Origin of the sequence: Dyella silvatica, from assembly GCF_026283955.1 — a bacterium.
Classification (GTDB): Bacteria; Pseudomonadota; Gammaproteobacteria; order Xanthomonadales; family Rhodanobacteraceae; genus Dyella_C; species Dyella_C silvatica.
Genome location: NZ_JAPDPE010000035.1, coordinates 1 through 18,557 on the forward strand (window position 1 = coordinate 1; position 18,557 = coordinate 18,557).

Sequence of the window (18,557 nt, forward strand, 5' to 3'; positions counted from 1 at the left end):
CATTCGCGTGCGCTCCATCGTCGGGCGCTTTCTCGAACATAGCCGGGTTTACTGGTTTGCCAACGATGGCTCGGCGGAAACCTACTGCGCCAGCGCCGACTGGATGGAACGCAATTTGATGCGGCGTATCGAAGTGGCCTTTCCGATTCTCGACCCCGCACTAGCCGAGCGGGTTTATGACGAGACACTGGCCAATTACCTGGCCGACAACGCGCAGGCATGGCTGCTCAACAGCGACGGTCATTACACCCGCGCGCAGCCTGGCGACACCGCGCCGCACAACGCACAGCAAACGCTGCTGGACAAGTTTTGCCTGAAAGGGGCCTAGAACCACCGAAGAACAACACCTCACCCTGCCCTGAAGGTCGCTGCGCGATGGCGCCATAGCAACCATATCCAGGCTCGGCGCCAGCACCGGCGGCAAGTAAAAGAAGCCATGAAAGCTTCGCCCTCACGCTCACGCATGAGCCAAGGCGATCAGATACAGATCAAGGACGGCGAGCTGATCGCCGCCGTGGACATGGGCTCCAACAGCTTTCATATGGTCGTTGCCCGTATGGAACACGGCGAGCCTCGCGTCATCGACCGCCTGCGCGAAACCGTGCGCATGGCTGCCGGCCTCCGCGCCGATGGCACGCTCGATGCCGAGCACCGCGCCCGTGCACTCAATTGCCTTGCCCGCTGCGGTCAACGCATCGCTGGCGTGCCATCCATACGCGTTCGTGCCGTCGCGACCAACACCGTACGTCGCCTGGCATCGCCACAGGCCTTCCTGACCGCGGCCGAAGCGGCTTTGGGGCATCCGGTAGAAATTGTCTCCGGCCGTGAAGAGGGCCGTTTGATCTTCCTGGGCGCCGCGCACGACCTGCCCGCTTCGCGTGAAAACCGGCTCATTATCGATGTCGGCGGCGGCAGTACCGAATTCATCATCGGCCGCGGCCTGGCCCCGCTGCAAACTGAAAGCGTGCAGGCCGGCTGTATCGCTTCCACCTTGCGTTTTTTCCCCGGCGGCAAAATCACCCGCAAACGCTGGCAACGCGCCCGCGGTGAAATTGGCGTGTTATTGCAACAGTTCGCCGAGGATTACCGCGAAGCTGGCTGGCTCGATGCCTACGGCTCATCCGGCTCGGCCAAAGCTATCGGCTCGGTCGTCCAGGCAATGAAGTTCTCTGACGACGGCATCACCCCGGCTGCCTTGGCCCTGCTGCGTGAAGCACTGATCGAGCAAGGCCAGATCAGCACGCTCAAGCTGCCCGGCCTCACCGAAGACCGCGCCCCGGTCATTGCCGGTGCCGTGGTAATTTTCGAAGCGGCCTTTGCCGCGCTTGGCATCGAGCGCCTGCGCATTTGTGAAAGCTCGATGCGCGAGGGGCTGTTGTGGGACCTGCTCGGCCGAGCCGGCGGCAGCGATCCGCGTACCGCCAGTATCGATGCCCTGGCCGCGCGCTATGGCGTAGACCGCGCGCAGGCGCGCCGGGTGGAATCGACTGCGCTGCTATTGTTCGACCAAGTGGCCAAAGCCTGGAAGATGGACCTGGAGGCTCGCGAATGGCTGTCCTGGGCCTCTCGTGTCCATGAAATCGGCCTGGCCATCGCGCATAGCCAGCATCACCATCATGGCGCCTACATCCTGCGCCATGCCGATCTGGCCGGCTTCTCGCGTCAAGAGCAACAGCTGCTGGCGGCGATCATCCAGTCGCATCGACGTAAACCGGATAAAACCTTATTTTCCGCCCTGCCTCAGCGTTACCGCCTGCTGGCCCGCCATATCACCGCGCTGCTGCGGCTGGCCGTGCTGATTCGCCGGGCGCGTCGGGCCGAATCGCTACCGCCCATGCGCCTGACCGCCACCAGCCAACGGCTACGTCTGGCAGTGCCCGCCGTGTGGCTTGAGCAGCACCCGCTGACCGAGGCCGACCTGGAGCAGGAGCGCGCGCCGATGTCCGAGCTTGGGCCGCGACTGGATCTGGTCACTATCTGAATCTTCCGTTGCGCGCCAATAGGTTCCCTCAGCGCAGCCGCGTATCATGCCCGCATGTCACAAGCCGCCCAATTAGCCATGCCACGACTCTCATTCGCGTTATTGCTGCTTATTCTGCCGATGGCGCTGACCGCGCAGACCGCAAAACCTGCAGCGACCACCGCCACGACAGAAGCCACTACACACCCGCAAGTGGTGCTGCATACATCGCAGGGCGATATCACGCTGGAGCTGTATCCCGACAAGGCACCGAAAAGCGCGGCGAATTTTCTGCAGTACATACGCGATGGTTTCTACAATGGCACGGTGTTTCATCGGGCTATTCCGGGCTATTTAGTGCAGGGCGGCCTATACACCCGTGACTTGCAACCCAAGCGCACCCGTTCCGCCATTCCCAGCGAAGCAGACAATGGCCTGCCCAACGTGCGCGGATCCGTCGCCGTAGCACGTGGCGGCGATCCCAATTCAGGCACCGCGCAGTTTTTCTTCAACCTGGTCGACAATCGTCGGCTGGATTATGTCGGCAATCAAAGCGGCCTGACCTGGGGCTATGCCGTGTTCGGCAAAGTGATAAAAGGCATGGAGGTCGTCGACAAGATCGCCGCCCTACCTACCCGCGGCCTGGGTCCGTTTGCGGGGGATGTGCCCAATCCGCTTATTGCGATCGACAGCGCCAATGTCGTCGGTGAAGAAGCGCCACCCCCATCCTCCAGCACCAAGGCGCCTGCGCCAGCATCCAGCGCTCCCGCTCCAATGCCTGCAAAACCCGCTAAGAAGCGTGCCAAAGCCAAGGATTGACGCCGCAAATGACCACGCTGTTCATTGCCGATCTTCATCTCGACGCTAGCCGCCCACACATCACCGGATTGTTCGAGCGCTATCTCGCCAGCGAGGAAGCACGCAACGCTGATGCACTGTATATCCTTGGCGATCTGGTCGAAGCCTGGATCGGTGACGATGATGACGCCGAACTGCCACGACGCATCGCCCTAGCCACCCGTGCACTGAGCGATAGCGGCGTGCCGGTGTATTTCATGGTGGGTAACCGCGATTTTCTGCTGGGCGAGGATTTCGCCAGCCGCGCGGGCCTTACGCTGTTGGAGGACGGCGTGGTGCACGACATATACGGCCGCCCGACGTTGCTCATGCATGGCGATCTGCTATGCACCGATGACATCGCTTATCAAACCGTACGCAAGCAAGTGCGCACCCCGCAATGGAAAGCACAGATTCTGTCCATGTCGCTCGAAGCACGCCGAGCGTTTGCCGCCAAGGCTCGCGAAGACAGTCGCGCGCATACCGGCAGCACCATGGAAACCATCATGGATGTGAATCAGAATGCCGTCGCTGAAACCATGCGCGCAGCGAATATCACCCGCCTGATCCATGGACATACTCATCGGCCAGCCAGCCATCGTTTCGCACTCGACGGACATGCAGCCGAGCGCATCGTCCTTGGCGACTGGTACGAGCAGGGATCCGTATTGCGAGTAACCCCCGAAGCCACCGAGCTACACGGCCTTCCCACCGGCTGACTATTGCCACTGTTCTTCCTCACCAAGGCCGATTGCGAGGCCGATCCGCATCCCATGCTCACGCGCTGAGTGGCCGAAACTAAGCCACAGGCATGGGATCGGCGGTGAAAAAGAGAAATCGGTTGTGCTGGGCCGCCTATGGTGTGCTGGCCATGGCGACGCTTGCTATCGCTGGCGCCTGGAGCGCCGGACTTCTGCTCATCCACCCGGCCCAACGCGCTATTGGCGCGCCGCCGGACGATCTGCCCATCCAGCCAGTGATCTTTGCCAGCAACTCAGGCTCGCTTATCCATGGATGGTTCATGGCAGGCACAGCGGGACATGGAGCGGTCTTGCTGCTGCATGGCGTACGAGCCAATCGCCTATCCATGCTCGATCGTGCCCGACTCCTGCGGACGGCGGGCTATAGCGTCCTGCTGATTGATTTCCAGGCATCAGGCGAAAGCCAGGGGCAGGCGATCAGCTTCGGTTACCGCGAATCGCAAGATGCCCAAGCCGCCGTCGAGCAATTGCGCCGACTCGCCCCGCATGAACGCATAGGCATCATCGCAACGTCGATGGGCGCAGCGGCTGTCCTACTTGCAGAGCCAGCCATCAAGGTCGATGCGATGGTATTGGAGCAGGTCTATCCGACTATCGAACAAGCATTGAATGATCGCCTGGCACTTCATGCAGGCGCCATGGGCCGATGGCTGGCACCCGCCTTGCTCGCCACGCTTCGGCCTCACCTAGGTATTTCTGCAGCAGAGCTACGGCCTATCGACAAGATTCCGTATATCACCGCGCCCAAGCTATTGATCGCAGGCGATCACGACCGCCATACACGCATGGATGAATCGCTATCGATCTTTACTGCCGCAGCCAAACCCAAGCAGCTGTGGATCGTGCATGGAGCGGAGCATGTCGACCTGTATCGCCATGCTGGTAACGATTACGCGGTGCATGTACTGGCTTTTTTGGATGCTTGGTTGCGGCAAAGAAAGTAAATCGCGGCGTTGTTTCAGCCGTCCATAACTTTTCTCCAGACACGCAAAAATGCCAGCGCTGATGTCGTAATCGATTACGTCACGCGAGGGATTGCTCGGCCCTTCCATGGGCCTCACCCCTCCGCGCAGAGCGCTACGGGGCCAGCCTTCGGCTGTCCGAAGTTGTTCCTGACAAATTCGTCGAACGGGAGGGTTCGTCCACCACCGTCTCTCCGCCATACGCAAAAGCCTCGGCGCGATGGAGTTGCCGGTTGCGTGACGTGAGGGATTGTTCGGCCCTTCCATGGGCCTCACCCCTTCGCGCGGAGCGCTACGGGGCCAGCCTGCGGCTGTCCGAATTTGTTCCTGACAAGTTCGTCGAACGGAGGGTTCGTCCACCACCGTCTCTCCGCCAGATACGCAAAAAGCCCCACTAGGGGGGCTTTTTGCGTATCTGGCGGAGAGAGAGGGATTCGAACCCTCGATAAGGCTTTTGACCCTATACTCCCTTAGCAGGGGAGCCCCTTCGGCCACTCGGGCATCTCTCCGATTTGTTATTCCGCATTGCTGCGGAGCCGGTAAGCATACTGACCGGCGCGATCAAGGTAAAGCCTTAATTGATAGTCAGTGCTCGCCAGTGTTGCCAGGAGTACTGCCACCCTGTTCGCGCTCGTTCTTGATCTTGTCAAAGATCTCTTCACGATGCACGGCCACGGTTTTCGGAGCATTGATGCCGATACGCACCTGATTGCCCTTCACACCCAAGACGGTAACGGTCACCTCGTCACCAATCATCAAGGTTTCACCGACCCTGCGGGTCAGAATCAACATGTTTGCCACTCCATGAATGCTATTGGTCAAGGCCAGCAACCCGCGATGCCTCACCCCTGAGCATCACCGCCTGGCTGTCCGAATTTTCCTTCGAAGGCGCAAGGCCCTCCCCGGCTCACAGACAAAATGTCCCGGGAGACATTTTGCCGGGCGGCACACCGCAACCAGTGGGCCGACATTCGGACGATACTAGCCGAGCGGAAGCGCCCTATGCAATGCGTTCCCGCCCGAACAGAAACACTTATTCACCAAGTTATAAGCCATGCATTTGTGCGCCGACCCAGGCGGGCAGGCTCGCCAGCACACCGGGTAACGCGGGCGAATCGGTACCGCCGCCCTGCGCCATATCGGGGCGTCCACCGCCTTTGCCGTCGATCTGTGCGGCCACGTGGGCCACCACTTCGCCAGCCTTGACCCGGCCCAACGCCTTTCCATGAACGCCAGCTACCAGCGAAACGCGTCCGTCGGTGGCTCCCGCCAACAGCACGACGCAATCAACCAGTTGCTGTTTAAGTTGATCGACGCTGTCGCGCAAAGCCTTGGCATCCAATCCTTCCAGTCGGGCGGAGATGATCTTGATGCCGTCGATTTCATGCGCCGCGGTGGCGAGGTCTGCCGTGGCTGAACCAGCGGCCTTGGCGCGTAGAGACTCCAGTTCACGCTCTAGTTTTTTCTGCTTATCGAACAACTGGCGCAGCTTGTCGATGGCATCGTCACCGTTGCTGGAGAGCAACTGCGACAGCTCGCTTAAGCGACGCTCTTCGTCGGCCACATAGGCCAGGGCGTCCGCACCGGTCACCGCTTCGATACGGCGCACCCCGGATGCCACGCCGGCCTCGCTGATGATCTTGAACAAACCGATATCGCCGGTGCGGCCAACATGCGTGCCGCCGCACAATTCGGTAGAGAAATCACCCATCTTCAATACGCGCACTTCGTCGCCGTATTTTTCGCCGAACAAGGCCATCGCACCGAAATCGATCGCCTGGTCGTAGCCCATTTGATGTACTTCGGCCAACACGTTGCGACGCACTTCGTCGTTGACCATCAACTCGACCTGCGCCAACTCATCGCGACTCATCGGCTTAAAATGCGAAAAGTCGAAGCGCAGGCGCTCAGCAGCAACCAGCGAGCCCTTCTGCGACACATGTTCACCCAGCACTTTACGCAAAGCCGCATGCAGCAAATGGGTGGCTGAATGATTCAACACAATCGCCTGGCGACGGCAGGCATCCACACTTGCGTCAACCGTATCGCCGGTGCGCAACGGCTGCGCCCCCTGCCAGCGGCCAGCGTGCCCGAAGAACACGCCGCCCATCTTCATCGTGTCGGCGACAGTCAAGCGACCCGCGGCATTCGACAACGCGCCGGCATCGCCTACCTGACCACCCGATTCGGCATAAAACGGGGTACCGTCAAGAATAACCAGCCCCTCTTCACCCTCGACCAGATGGTCGATCTGCTGCCCCGCGCGAACGATACCGACGACCTTGCGTCCCTGACCGATCAACGACTCGTAACCAAGAAATACCGTGGGTTTCAATTGACTGGCCAGCTCAGCCGGCATCAGGCCCTTGGCCTCGAAGCGGCCGCCTTCGCGACTTCGCTCCTGCTGCTCCTTCATGGCCTGCTCGAAGCCGTCCATATCCACGGACAGGCCGCGCTCACGTGCGATATCCGCAGTCAAGTCAACTGGAAAACCATAGGTATCGTAGAGACGAAACGCATCGACGCCGGGAATGGTCTTCTCGGCTTTGCCGGCAACGGCGTCGAACAAGCGCATGCCGTTCTCCAGCGTTTCGCCGAAACGCAGCTCCTCCGCCCGCAAGGCCTCTTCGACAAAGGCCTGCTTGGCGGCAAGTTCAGGATAGGCATCGCCCATCTCTTCGACCAGCGGTTGCACCATCTCCCAGAAAAAATCGCCACGCACGCCAAGCATCCAGCCATGGCGCAAAGCACGGCGGATAATCCGCCGCAGCACGTAGCCACGGCCCTCGTTGGACGGTAATACGCCGTCGACTATCAAGAAGGAGCAAGCGCGAATGTGATCGGCAATCACGCGCAGCGATTTGTTCGCCAGATCGTCGGTCTTGGTCAGCTGACCCGCCACCCGGATCAGATGCGCGAACAAATCGATTTCGTAGTTGGAATGCACGTGCTGCAGCACGGCGGCCAGGCGTTCAAGACCCATGCCGGTATCCACGCATGGCGCCGGCAGTGGAGATAGCGTGCCGTCCGGCGCACGATCGAACTGCATGAACACCAGGTTCCAGATTTCGATGTAGCGGTCGCCATCTTCATCCGGCGAACCGGGCGGACCACCGGCAACATCCGCGCCGTGATCGTAGAAAATTTCAGTGCACGGACCGCAGGGGCCGGTATCGGCCATCTGCCAGAAATTGTCGGACGCATAAGGCGCCCCCTTGTTGTCGCCGATCCGCACGATGTGGTCGGCAGGCACGCCGACCTCTTTGTGCCAAAGGTCGTAGGCCTCGTCATCCGTGTGGTAGACGGTAACCCAGAGCTTGTCTTTCGGCAGCTTGAAGACCTCAGTGAGCAACTCCCAGGCGTAGCGGATCGCATCGCGCTTGAAATAGTCGCCAAACGACCAGTTGCCGAGCATCTCGAAAAACGTGTGATGGCGCGCGGTATAGCCCACGGCGTCTAGATCGTTGTGCTTGCCACCGGCGCGCAGGCAGCGCTGCACATCGGCGGCGCGCACATAACCGGGTTTCTCGCTGCCGAGAAACACATTTTTGAACGGCACCATGCCCGAGTTAGTGAACAACAAAGTCGGATCGCTCGCAGGCACCAGCGAGCTGGACGGCACAATGGTGTGGCCTTGAGAGCGGAAGTAATCGAGGAAGGTCGAACGGATTTCGGCGGTTTTCATGCGGAATGAGTCATACGAATCGTGGCGGATAGCTGCGAAGGCCACGCCATGACGGTACCGCGATCAATCGTCAGCAGCTTCGTCAACTTCGGCGTGGGTAACATTCCGTACTGTGGCGGCGGCAAAGCCTCTACGCAAGAGAAATTGCGCCCGGCGCACGCGTTCGGCTGGGTCGGCGCTGGCGGCACTGCCATAACGGCGGCGCAATTGAGCTGCGGCCAAGGCGGTCCAGTCGATTTCGGCGGCATCCAGCAACTCGCGAATGCGGGCATCGGACAGCCCGTGGCTTTTCAGCTCAGCACGCAGCCGTTGCGGGCCATAGCCCTGGGACGAACGGTTACGCACCAGCGCCTCGGCAAAGCGGTCGTCATCCTGATAGCGCTGCTCACCCAGCCGGTCCAAAGCCGCCCCGGCCTCTTCACCCTCATAACCACGCTGGCGCAGCTTCAGCTTCAGCTCACGGCGGGAGTGTTCCCGACGCGCAAGCAAGCCCAGCGCCTTGTCATAAGCGCTGGGCTTGGATTTTTCATCACCCGATTTGTCGCGTTGCCGGCTCATGGGGTTGAGCTGTTCCGCACGAAGATGAGAGGGCTAGCCAGCAGGGGCTCGCCCCTACCCCGCAGCGAGATCGGGCAAGCAAGCCAGGACTTACGCTTCGGCAAGAACCTCTTCCGACGCTGAGGCACCCTTGCCGCCAGTCACCAACAAGCGCTTGCGCAGCTCAAGGTCGACCTCGTTGGCAATGGCGGGGTTGTCGCGCAGGAACTGGCGCACGTTTTCCTTGCCCTGGCCGATGCGATCGCCCTTGTAGCTGTACCAGGCGCCCGATTTGTCGATCAGGTTCTGCGCCACGCCCAGCTCGATGATTTCGCCTTCGCGCGAGGTGCCTTCGCCGTACAGGATTTCGAACTCCGCCTGACGGAATGGCGGCGCCACCTTGTTCTTTACCACCTTGACGCGCGTTTCCGAACCGATCACCTCGTCGCCCTTCTTCACCGCGCCAATGCGGCGAATGTCCAGGCGCACCGAAGCATAGAACTTCAAGGCATTACCGCCGGTGGTGGTTTCCGGGCTGCCGAACATCACGCCGATCTTCATACGAATCTGATTGATGAAGATCACCAGGCAGTTCGATTTCTTGATGTTGGCGGTGAGCTTGCGCAAAGCCTGGCTCATCAGGCGAGCATGCAGACCGACGTGGGAATCACCCATTTCGCCTTCGATTTCGGCCTTCGGCGTCAGCGCGGCGACCGAGTCGACCACCACCACGTCTACCGCGCCAGAACGCACCAGCATGTCGGCGATTTCCAGCGCCTGCTCGCCGGTATCGGGCTGCGAAACCAGCAAATCGTCCACATTGACGCCCAGCTTTTCGGCATAGCTCGGATCCAGGGCGTGCTCGGCATCGACGAACGCCGCCGTGCCGCCGGCCTTCTGGCAGGCTGCGATGACTTGCAGGGTCAGGGTGGTTTTACCGGACGATTCCGGGCCGTAGATCTCAACCACGCGGCCACGTGGCAGGCCGCCGATGCCAAGGGCAATATCCAGGCCCAGCGAACCGGTGGAGACGGTATCGATTGCCTCGCCGACGCGGTCACCTAAACGCATGACGGCACCCTTGCCGAACTGCTTTTCGATCTGGCCGAGAGCGGAAGAGAGCGCCTTGCGCTTGTTGTCATCCATCGTCGTGAATCCTGGAGTGGCTGTGAATGGAATGCATGATGCCCGGAGTGAATCTCACGGGCTGCGACCTGCTGATTGCAAAGTATCCCACATTGCCGGGCCGGGGCAGCTGGCGCAGGCTGATTATGCCGTCAGCATATCCCTCACGCCGACGAGCGCCTGCGCCACTGTCTGTCGCCGCACAGCATCACGATCACCAGCAAAAAGAAACACTTCCGCGCGGGCATAGCCGCCTCGACGCTTCCAGGCGATCCATACCGTGCCTACCGGCTTGTCTTCACTGCCGCCGCCAGGGCCTGCAATACCAGTAACCGCCACGGCCACGCCGGCCCCGGTGACCAGTGCGCCGGAAACCATTTCCATCGCCGTCTCACGGCTTACCGCCCCATGCACTTCAAGTGTTTGCGGGCGCACGCCAAGCAGCGCCTGCTTGGCCTCGTAGCTATAGGCGACGATGCCGCAATCGAACCAATCGGAGGAACCGGCGATATCCGTCGCCGCCTTGGCAATCCAGCCGCCAGTGCAGCTTTCTGCGGTAACCAGGCGTTCACGCGAAGTGCGCAACAGCACGCCCAGCGCCTGAGCAAGGGACTCTAAATCAGCATCGGTAGGAACATGGGCAAGCACAGACATCGTGGGGACCAGATAAGTCAACGGGGATAGACATGGTTGTAGCGGAAATCGCCGCAGCTGTCTGCGCTGCCTACGCCGTGCAAACCCGGCGAGGGTGAACCACAATACGCAGCTCACCCTCGCCAGCCTGGATACATGAACGATTCTGCCCCCCTTCACACCGATGCCGCCCCAACTCATCCGGTGAAGGAACACACGCCGTTCATGCGGCAATACCTGGCTACCAAGGCAACGCATCCCGACGTGCTGCTGTTTTTCCGCATGGGCGACTTCTACGAGCTGTTCTATGACGACGCACGCAAAGCGGCGCGACTGCTCGATATCACCCTGACTCAGCGTGGGCAATCGGGCGGCCAGCCGATTCCAATGGCTGGCGTGCCGTATCACGCCGCAGAAAATTATCTGGCGCGATTGGTCCGGCTGGGCGAGTCGGTGGCTATCTGTGAACAGATTGGCGACCCGGCCACCTCGAAAGGCCCGGTTGAGCGCAAAGTGGTGCGTATCGTCACGCCCGGCACGGTCACCGATGCCGCGCTGCTGGAAGAGCGCCGCGACAACCTGCTACTGGCTATCGCCGCCGGGCCAGCCGGGGCCTATGGCCTGGCCTGGGTCGACTTATCCAGCGGCCGCTTCCTGCTCAGCGAGGTACCCAGCGCCGAGGCGCTCGCCGCCGAGCTGGCGCGGCTGCAGCCCGCGGAAACCCTGGTCGGCGAAGACGTCGCCTGGCCAAAGCTGGTCAGCAGCTTGCCCGGCTTGCGCAAACGGGCACCGTGGCATTTCGACGCAGATGCCGCCCGGCGCGAGCTGAATCGCTTTTTCGGTACACACGATCTCGGTGGTTTCGGCGTGGAAAGCTTGTCGCTAGCCATCGCCGCCGCAGGCTGTCTGCTCGGCTATGTCGAAGAAACCCAAAAAAGCGCGCTGCCGCACATCTCCGGCATGGCGCTGGAAAGCGCCAGCGAAACCATTGCACTGGATGCCGCCACCCGCCGCAATCTGGAGCTGGACACTCACCCTAGTGGCCGCACCGAACACACCATGCTGGGCGTACTGGACGAAACCGTCACCCCGATGGGCGCGCGCCTGCTGCGCCGTTGGTTGAATCGTCCGCTGCGTTCGCGTGATTTGCTGCGTCGGCGTCATCAGGCGATCGGCACACTGATCGATAACCGTTGCTACGAAGGTTTGCGTGAGCAACTGCGCGGCATTGGCGACCTGGAACGCATCCTCGCCCGCATCGCGCTGCGTTCAGCGCGCCCTCGCGACCTGTCCACACTGCGTGACGGCCTGGCCGCGGCGCCCGCCTTACGCGCACGCATCGCCGCCTTGGACAGCCCGTTGCTGCATGCCTTGGTCGAATCCATTGGCGACCATGCCGACAGCGCCGCCCTGCTCGATCGCGCCATTGTGGCGCAGCCGCCGGTATTGCAGCGCGATGGCGGCGTGATCGCCGATGGCTACGATGCCGAGCTCGATGAATTGCGTCGCCTGTCCACCCACGCCGATCAGTATCTGGTCGAGCTGGAAGAACGCGAAAAAGCCGCCAGCGGCATCAGCACGCTCAAAGTCGGCTACAACCGTGTGCACGGTTACTATATCGAGATCAGCAAGGGGCAATCCGACAAGGCCCCCACGCATTACACGCGCCGTCAAACCACCAAGAACGCCGAGCGCTACATCACCGAAGAGCTGAAAAACTTCGAAGACAAAGTGCTATCGGCCAAAGAGCGTTCGCTGATGCGCGAACGCGCGCTTTACGAAGCCCTGCTCGACACCCTTACGGAAAAACTCGAGCCGCTGAAGGCCGCCGCCAATGCCATGGCCGAACTCGACGTGCTGGCCAATCTGGCTGAGCGCGCCGGCACCCTGGACTGGAGCGCACCGGAGTTAACCGATGAGCCAGGCATCGCCATCGAGCGCGGCCGCCATCCGGTAGTCGAGAAGGTCCGCGACGAACCATTTGAGCCGAATGACTTGCGCCTCGACGACAATCATCGCCGCATGCTGGTGATCGGGCCGATCGACCGGGTATTCACCCGCATCGGCGCCGGCGACGATCTTTCACGTGGCCAATCCACCTTCATGGTGGAAATGAGCGAAACCGCCAACATCCTGCACAATGCCACCGAACACAGTCTGGTCTTGATGGACGAAGTCGGTCGTGGCACCAGCACCTATGACGGCCTGTCACTGGCACGTGCCGCGGCCGTCCATTTGGCCGCAACCAGCCGTGCCTACACCTTGTTTGCCACGCATTATTTCGAGCTGACCGAACTAGCCAGCGAATACACCAGTATCGCCAATGTGCACCTGGATGCGGTCGAATACGGCGAGCAACTGGTGTTTATGCATGCGGTGAAGGAAGGCCCCGCCAATCGCAGTTTCGGCCTGCAAGTCGCCGCGTTGGCCGGCCTGCCGAAATCAGTGATAGCCGATGCGCGGCGCACCCTGGCCGAGCTGGAACGCGGCATGCATGCGCACGCCGCGACTACCCATGCCAGCACGGCCGATAGCTCGCCGCAACTGGGTCTGTTCGCCCCAGCGGCACCTTCGGCGGTTGAGCGGGCGCTAGAGTCGATCGACCCCGACGCCATGGCACCGCGCGAGGCGCTGGAAGCGCTATATCGGCTGAAAGCGTTGCTTTAACAGCGAGGCAACAAAACCCTCCCCCAGGGATTGGGGGGAGGGTGTGCCGTAAAACCCTCGTCCCTTACCGGCAAAATCAAGCCGCAACTGGAACCGGGGTTGGAAAAGGCTCACGCCATGCTGGCAGCTCCATTAGCTGATCGTGCCAACGAATCACATGATTAAAGCCTTCCAACGGCAGCTTAGCCTCTTTCGCCCATGGCAGCGCGGTAGCCACCGCAAAATCGGCAATGCTGAGTTTCTCCGCCACCAAATAGCGGCGGTTGGCCAGATGGGCATCGAGCACGCCGGCAAAGCGCTTGAAGAACTTGTTCGCTTCCGCCACAGCATGCGCATCCGTATCGCCCAAGCCCAAAAGCTGTTTGATGTAGTTCTCGAAATACAGCATGCCGCCATGACGCGAAAAATGCGATAAATCCCACGACAACCAACGCATCACTTCCACCTGCTGAGCACTATCGCGCGGCCACAGATCCGAGCCGGCCTTCACTGCAAGATGCGTCATGATCGCCGCACTCTCCCACAGCCGCAGATCGCCATCGATCAGCAAGGGTGTTTTGCCATTGGGATTCTGCGCCAGGTAATCCGCTTTCATGTGCTCGCCGCGAGCCAGGTCAACCCGTACAAAATCCACCGGCGAACCGAGGTATTTAGCGACCGCACAAGCCTTGCGCGGATTGAGCGTTTCTGAGTAGTAAAGCTTCATACAGCTATCTCCTGAGGGAACTGACGTGAAGTAATCCTGGCCAGTTTGTCAGCAAGCAACATATGTTCAAGAACATATTCTGATGACCCGCTAGGCTTATGCGGTCACCGGGAGCGAACCATGCCTTACACCACCGAGCACAAGCAGAAAACACGGGAACGCATCGTGGAATGCGCACGCGAACTGTTCAATCGCAAGGGCTTTGTCAGCGTCTCTATCGACGAAATCATGGGCCATGCCGGCCTCACTCGCGGCGGCTTCTACAACCACTTCAAGACCAAGGAAGATTTGTTCACCGAAGCGGTCAATGCCTACCAGAACTTCAATCCCGCCGATCGCTGGGAAGAGGTGGACTTTGACCCCTCACAACGTGGCAAGGCCTTTGCTCAACAAATGATCCGCGCCTATTTGTCGCGTTCACATCTGGACGATATCGATAACCATTGCCCGATGATCGCCCTACCCTCTGACGCGGCCAGGGCCAGTCCACGCGTGAAACAGGCTTATCACAACCTGCTCGAGCGCATGGCGGGCATTTTTGCCTGTGGCCTGCCCGCGGATCAGCCCGATGAACGGCCAGCGGACAAGGCACGTCAACGAGGGCTCGCCGTCGCGGCGCTATGTGTCGGCGGCATGGTGCTGGCCCGCACTTTCGACGACGAAGCATTTCGCAACGAAATCCGCGAAGCTACTCAGGCGCTCGCTTTGGAGCTGATCGGCTAAACGCCGATCAGCAACCTATCAACGATCGATACCGTGCTGGCGCAGTACATCGGAAATATCGAAACGCCAGATATTGCGTGAGCCATTCAACGGCGAGTTCAGCGTTTTCTGCATCGACTCGTAGCTATCGCGCGGCTTGGGAAAATGCATTTCATCGCGACGCGAACTCGATACATACAGTTCGCCAAAAGCTCGCCCCAGCGAAGGCGCATTTTCCAGCGCCGCGCTGTTCACATCGCCACCCAGGTGTTCGGGTTTACCCCAGTGCCCATCGGGCTGGCGAAACACGATGTAGATATCGGCCCGACCCAGCGAATCGCCCTCATCACCGGCATACACCAGATAACGCTCATCGGGATCGATACCCGGATCCATCCGGTTGTTCTTGATATCGCCAAGATCCAGTCGCTCCGGCGCGGCAAAACCGTCGCCACGACGCTTCGCCACGTAGATCTGATAAGCGTTGCCGGCATCTTCGCGATGGGCGGAAAAATACAGGTTGCCGTTCTTGGCCACCGACGGGTTGTAAACCATCGGCACACGATTCAATTCGCCATCGATATGTACCGGCGCACCCCAGCTTCCGTCCTTTTGACGCTCTACGTACCAGAGGTTGGCACCGGAAAAATGCTGGCCGCCCATCTCGGCCAGCAGCGGTGCATCACCGGGCTTGACCGGCCGGTTAGAGACGAAAAACAAGCGCTTGCCATCCGGCGACAGGGCTGGCTCCGAGTCATGCCATTCACCTGAAAACGAGGCCACCTGCGGCGTCGACCATGTCGTGCCATGGCGATGCGACTCGAGAATCGTCGTATCCGATTCGCTGAAATCCGAACGCATGAAATAAAGGGTATTACCATCCGGCGTGAACGTTGCCGATGTCTCCTGCAGCCCGGTCGAGACCACCCCGGAACCAAACAGCTCACCCGCAGAGGCCGCAGAGGCCGCCGTCAATGCCAGGGCGATCAAGAGTGCCGAACCAAGTCTGTTGAACAACATCATCTACCGACTCCTCGATGCGCCCTGCTGCTGCGCGAAGTGCGCATCCTCTTGCACATCGCCTGCCATTGCATATGCCATTCGTTCCCCCTACTCCGATCCATCCGAGGTCTCAGCCATGCCGGTCGTGAACTCTGTGCATACGACCCGGTCGTTACCCTGATCGAATTCACCGCGCAGCCAGCCCATCTATAGGCACCAGCAGGCAGAGAACAAGCTATTGATAGCCACTGACTATGAACTAGATTGAATCAATCGAATTCACTCCATGCCTTCATATGCGTACATTGACCCTCGCACCCCGTCGCCAGCCCCCTTTGTCACTCAGTAGCCAGCAAGGAACCCAGCCATGAGCAGCGATCGCAAAACCCTCACTACCGCCGCAGGCGCGCCGATTTCCGACAATCAGAACAGCCTCACCGCCGGCCCGCGTGGCCCGCTGCTGGTGCAGGATCATCAACTGTTCGAAAAGCACGCTCATTTCAACCGCGAGCGCATTCCCGAGCGCGTGGTGCATGCCAAGGGTTCGGCGGCGCTCGGCACGCTAAGCATTACCCACGACATCACCCGTTACTCACTGGCCAAGGTATTCAAGCCGGGCAGCAAAACCCCGTTGTTGCTGCGTTTCTCTACCGTGGCTGGTGAACGTGGCGCGGCCGACGCCGAACGCGACGTACGCGGCTTCGCTTTGAAGTTCTATACCGAAGAAGGCAATTGGGACCTGGTCGGCAACAACACGCCGGTATTTTTTGTGCGTGACCCGTATAAATTTCCTGACTTCATCCATACGCAGAAGCGTGATCCGCGCAGCAATATGCGCAATGCGACGGCGATGTGGGATTTCTGGTCGCTGTCGCCCGAATCGCTGCATCAAGTCACCATCTTGATGAGCGACCGCGGCCTGCCCGCCAGTCTGCGTCACATTGATGGTTTCGGCAGTCACACCTACAGTTTCTGGAACGAGGCGGGTGAGCGGCACTGGGTGAAATTCCATTTCAAGACCCAGCAAGGCATCAAGAACTGGACCAACGAGCACGCGGCCAAAGTCATCGGTGACGATCGCGAATCGCATCAGCGTGACTTGTACGAAGCGATCGAGCGCAAAGAGTTCCCGCGCTGGACCATGTACGTGCAGGTGATGCCAGAGGCCGATGCCGAGAAAACCTCGTACAACCCATTCGACCTGACCAAGATCTGGCCGCACAAGGACTACCCGCTGATCGAAGTGGGCGTACTGGAACTCAATCAGAATCCAGAGAACTACCACGCTGAGGTCGAGCAATCGAGCTTCTCGCCGGCCAACGTGGTACCCGGAATCAGCCATAGCCCAGACAAGATGCTGCAGTTCCGCATCTTCTCGTATGCCGATGCGGCGCGTTACCGCCTTGGTGGCAACCACGAGCAGTTGCCGGTCAACCGCCCGCGTTGCCCGATGCACAACTATTATCGCGATGGCGCCATGCGTTTCGACGGTAACGGCGGCGGCAGCGTCAACTACGAGCCCAACTCGTTCGGCGGCCCGGTGGAAGATCCGTCGGTAAAAGAGCCGCCGCTGAAAATCTCCGGCGACGCCGATCGCTACAACCACCGCGATGGCAACGATGACTACAGCCAGGCTGGCGATCTGTTCCGCCTGATGAGCGCCGACCAGAAGCAGCAATTGTTCGGCAATATTGCCGCGGCGATGCACGGCGTACCCGAAGAAATCGTGCGCCGGCAGCTGGGTCACTTCGCCAAAGCCGACAAGGCTTATGCCGAAGGCGTGGCAAAAGCGTTGGGGCTCAAGCTCTGAGTAAACGCTGAGCGCGACTAGCCAATTCGGCTGGTGAACAAGCCAGCAAAAGCCCCGGCACAGCATGCCGGGGCTTTTTTCGTGGCACTACAGCGCGACGGGCTGACCAGTTTGCCGCGACTCGCGCAAGGCGATGGCGATACGGGTCGCCTCGGCGGCATCCTCCAGCGTCAGATCGAACGGCGTGCCATCGAGCACCGCATCGACAAAATGCACGCAGTGCGCGTGGAACGCCTCGCTGAAACGCTCGAAAAAACTGGGCGTGGACAGGCTGCGTACGCCATAGGCGTCGGCGATTTCCAGCCGGTCCAGCCGTGGATTGCGCCCCACGCTCAGCTTGCCCGCGGTGCCGATGATGTCGGTGTGGGTATCGTGGCCATGGGCCTGGGTCCGCGAGGCATAAAACATCGCCATGCTGCCATCGACGAATTCACAAACAGCAGCACCATTGTCGATATCGCCGATAGCCTCCAATGGCGGATACATCGCCACCGTGCCGATCGCATAAACCCGCTTGGCCGCCGGGCGGCCCAGCAACCAGCGCGCGAGATCGATATCGTGCACGCTGCAATCAAGGAACAAACCGCCGCTGGACGGCGCGAACTTGACGAAGGCTCCGCTGGGATCGAGTAAATCGGCGGTCTGCGAATACACCATGAAAGGCTTGCCGATACCGCCCGCCTCGATATGCGCCTTGGCCTCGCGATAACTGGCATCGAAGTGTCGCACGAAACCTACCATGGCACGGTGCACCGGATGTTGTCTGGCATGCTCCACCACGCGACGACACGTCGGCAGATCCAGCGATAACGGCTTCTCGCAAAACACATGCTTGCCGGCATCCAGCGCCTGCTCGATCTGCTCGGCATGCAACGACGTCGGCGTTACCAGGAATACCGCGTCCAGCTCGGCGTCGGCCAACATTGCTGTGTAATCGGCATAGCTGCGCGACACCGCCAGCGCGTCGCGCGCCCATTGCTGCTCTTCTTCGATCGGGCTGCACACTGCATCCAGGCGTGCACGCGGCACGCTGCGTGCCAGGTTTTCGGCATAGCGACGACCGAGGCGGCCCAGACCAGCCAGGCCGATGCGCAGAATCTTGCTCATGTGGGGTTCTCTGCTTGCGAGGATGTCGAGTGCCTGTGGTTCATGTGTATAGGGCCCAAGTGC

General features: G+C 60.4%; 16 protein-coding genes and 1 tRNA gene. 8 read left to right on the forward strand and 9 right to left on the reverse strand.

Annotated elements, in window-relative coordinates:
- The 5 genes from OUZ52_RS09010 to OUZ52_RS09030 form a co-directional block, all read left to right on the forward strand.
- Positions 1-328: polyphosphate kinase (locus OUZ52_RS09010; protein ID WP_266158054.1), on the forward strand; the 328-nt coding region annotated here is incomplete at its 5' end.
- 135 nt (positions 329-463) lie between these two features.
- Complete coding sequence (locus OUZ52_RS09015) at positions 464-1,981, forward strand: Ppx/GppA phosphatase family protein (protein WP_266158055.1); 1,518 nt, start codon at positions 464-466, stop codon at positions 1,979-1,981.
- Between the two features lie 54 nt (positions 1,982-2,035).
- The gene (locus OUZ52_RS09020) at positions 2,036-2,779 is read left to right on the forward strand and encodes a peptidylprolyl isomerase (protein ID WP_266158056.1); all 744 of its coding nucleotides are present in this window, start codon (positions 2,036-2,038) and stop codon (positions 2,777-2,779) included.
- 8 nt (positions 2,780-2,787) lie between these two features.
- On the forward strand, positions 2,788-3,516 hold the full coding sequence (locus tag OUZ52_RS09025; protein ID WP_266158057.1) for a UDP-2,3-diacylglucosamine diphosphatase: 729 nt from the start codon (positions 2,788-2,790) through the stop codon (positions 3,514-3,516).
- 104 nt (positions 3,517-3,620) lie between these two features.
- The gene (locus OUZ52_RS09030; RefSeq protein WP_266158058.1) at positions 3,621-4,502 is read left to right on the forward strand and encodes an alpha/beta hydrolase; all 882 of its coding nucleotides are present in this window, start codon (positions 3,621-3,623) and stop codon (positions 4,500-4,502) included.
- Between the two features lie 434 nt (positions 4,503-4,936).
- Here the strand turns inward: OUZ52_RS09030 and OUZ52_RS09035 are convergent.
- The 6 genes from OUZ52_RS09035 to OUZ52_RS09060 all read right to left on the reverse strand — a co-directional run bounded on the left by OUZ52_RS09035 (position 4,937) and on the right by OUZ52_RS09060 (position 10,521).
- A tRNA-Ser gene (locus tag OUZ52_RS09035) sits at positions 4,937-5,029 on the reverse strand.
- A gap of 76 nt (positions 5,030-5,105) precedes the next feature.
- Entirely contained in the window at positions 5,106-5,312 is a 207-nt protein-coding gene (csrA, locus tag OUZ52_RS09040) for a carbon storage regulator CsrA (protein ID WP_114847253.1), read from the reverse strand.
- A gap of 253 nt (positions 5,313-5,565) precedes the next feature.
- The gene (gene alaS / locus OUZ52_RS09045) at positions 5,566-8,205 is read right to left on the reverse strand and encodes an alanine--tRNA ligase (RefSeq protein WP_266158059.1); all 2,640 of its coding nucleotides are present in this window, start codon (positions 8,203-8,205) and stop codon (positions 5,566-5,568) included.
- A 63-nt stretch (positions 8,206-8,268) separates the two neighbouring features.
- Complete coding sequence (locus OUZ52_RS09050) at positions 8,269-8,763, reverse strand: regulatory protein RecX (RefSeq protein ID WP_266158060.1); 495 nt, start codon at positions 8,761-8,763, stop codon at positions 8,269-8,271.
- Between the two features lie 90 nt (positions 8,764-8,853).
- Positions 8,854-9,888 (reverse strand): recombinase RecA, encoded by a 1,035-nt coding sequence (gene recA, locus OUZ52_RS09055; protein ID WP_266158061.1) that lies wholly within the window; start codon positions 9,886-9,888, stop codon positions 8,854-8,856.
- Between the two features lie 123 nt (positions 9,889-10,011).
- On the reverse strand, positions 10,012-10,521 hold the full coding sequence (locus OUZ52_RS09060) for a CinA family protein (protein ID WP_266158062.1): 510 nt from the start codon (positions 10,519-10,521) through the stop codon (positions 10,012-10,014).
- Positions 10,522-10,656: 135 nt separating this feature from the next.
- Here OUZ52_RS09060 and mutS point away from each other — a divergent pair, with 135 nt between their 5' ends.
- A complete protein-coding gene (mutS, locus tag OUZ52_RS09065) occupies positions 10,657-13,167 on the forward strand; it encodes a DNA mismatch repair protein MutS (RefSeq protein ID WP_266158063.1) in 2,511 nt (836 codons plus the stop codon).
- A gap of 76 nt (positions 13,168-13,243) precedes the next feature.
- On the opposite strand, the gene OUZ52_RS09070 is transcribed toward mutS, so the two are convergent.
- Complete coding sequence (locus OUZ52_RS09070; protein WP_266158064.1) at positions 13,244-13,873, reverse strand: glutathione S-transferase family protein; 630 nt, start codon at positions 13,871-13,873, stop codon at positions 13,244-13,246.
- A 120-nt stretch (positions 13,874-13,993) separates the two neighbouring features.
- On the opposite strand from OUZ52_RS09070, the gene OUZ52_RS09075 reads away from it, so the two are divergent.
- On the forward strand, positions 13,994-14,596 hold the full coding sequence (locus OUZ52_RS09075) for a TetR/AcrR family transcriptional regulator (RefSeq protein WP_266158065.1): 603 nt from the start codon (positions 13,994-13,996) through the stop codon (positions 14,594-14,596).
- 18 nt (positions 14,597-14,614) lie between these two features.
- On the opposite strand, the gene OUZ52_RS09080 is transcribed toward OUZ52_RS09075, so the two are convergent.
- The gene (locus OUZ52_RS09080) at positions 14,615-15,598 is read right to left on the reverse strand and encodes a TolB-like translocation protein (protein ID WP_266158066.1); all 984 of its coding nucleotides are present in this window, start codon (positions 15,596-15,598) and stop codon (positions 14,615-14,617) included.
- A 346-nt stretch (positions 15,599-15,944) separates the two neighbouring features.
- Between OUZ52_RS09080 and OUZ52_RS09085 the strand changes: the two genes are divergently transcribed.
- Positions 15,945-17,387 (forward strand): catalase, encoded by a 1,443-nt coding sequence (locus OUZ52_RS09085; protein ID WP_266158067.1) that lies wholly within the window; start codon positions 15,945-15,947, stop codon positions 17,385-17,387.
- An 87-nt stretch (positions 17,388-17,474) separates the two neighbouring features.
- Here the strand turns inward: OUZ52_RS09085 and OUZ52_RS09090 are convergent, their stop codons facing one another.
- Positions 17,475-18,494 (reverse strand): Gfo/Idh/MocA family oxidoreductase, encoded by a 1,020-nt coding sequence (locus tag OUZ52_RS09090; protein ID WP_266158068.1) that lies wholly within the window; start codon positions 18,492-18,494, stop codon positions 17,475-17,477.
- Between the last annotated feature and the right edge of the window lie 63 nt (positions 18,495-18,557).